The sequence below is a fragment of the Vibrio sp. 1078-1 genome, assembly GCF_033340475.1.
The window spans coordinates 1-1,125 of sequence record NZ_JAWOWM010000075.1 but is presented as its reverse complement, the minus strand read 5'-3'; the positions used below and the strand labels follow the sequence as shown (position 1 = coordinate 1,125).

General features: G+C 45.7%; 1 pseudogene. It reads left to right on the top strand.

From position 1 onward, the window contains the following. Positions 1–1,125 (top strand): annotated as a pseudogene (locus R7190_RS25695) (NAD-glutamate dehydrogenase domain-containing protein); the annotation flags it as partial.

Sequence of the window (1,125 nt, the reverse complement as noted above, 5' to 3'; positions counted from 1 at the left end):
ATTATTGAATCTATGGAAGAAGAGGTCGGTGAAATCGTTCTGGATGACGCATACCGTCAATCTGAGTCCATTTCAGTGACTGAGCAACAAGGCGTTGGCATCGTTAAAGAACAGATTCGTTTCATCCACACAATGGAAAAAGCAGGGTACTTGGACCGTGCACTTGAGTACATTCCTGATGATGAAACGTTGCTGGAACGCGAAAAGCAGGGCCTAGGTCTTACTCGTCCAGAGCTATCGGTACTTGTCGCTTACGGCAAAATGGTTCTGAAACAGCAACTCGTGACGGATGACATTGCAAATGATGAATTCCATGCGAAACAACTGGTTGAGTACTTCCCAAGTGAGTTACGCCGTAACTATAAAGATCAAATGGTTAACCATCCGCTACGTGCAGAAATTATCGCGACTGCGCTAGCAAACCAAATGGTTAACGAAATGGGCTGTAATTTCGTCACTCGTCTTCAAGAAGAGACGGGCGCAAGTGTTGTTGATATTGCAAATGCTTACAGTGCAGCTCGTGAAATATTTGATCTTGCTGAAATTCTTAAGCAAACTCGCGCGTTAGACAACGTTGCAACGGCAGATGCAAAGTACGAGATCATGTTCTACGTACGCCGCGCACTACGTCGTATTGCTCGTTGGTTACTGCGTAATCGCAGCGGTAAATCTACCGTTGGTGAGTTGATTGCAATCTACAAACAAGATGTGAATGTCATTGCTGAAACTCTTGATAGCATGCTGGTTGAATCTGAAGTGGAAGAGCACAATGAGTTGGCTCAAACATGGATGGAGCGTGGGGTAGAAGAAAAACTTGCCCATCAAGTAGCACGTCTATCGAGCCTTCAATCGGCACTGGATATTTCATCGGTTGCAAGTGAAACTGGCAAAACGGTTGAACAAGCATCGAAGCTATACTTCAACCTTGGCGATCGCTTGTCGTTGCACTGGTTCTTGAAACAAATCAATAGCCAAGCTGTCGACAACAACTGGCAAGCTCTAGCTCGCGCGGCATTCCGTGAAGACCTAGATTGGCAACAACGTCAGTTGACAGCGCAAGTTCTTAACTGTGCGTGTGCAAACGAAGATCTTGATGTAATGCAAGCGCTTGAAGAGTGGATGGAA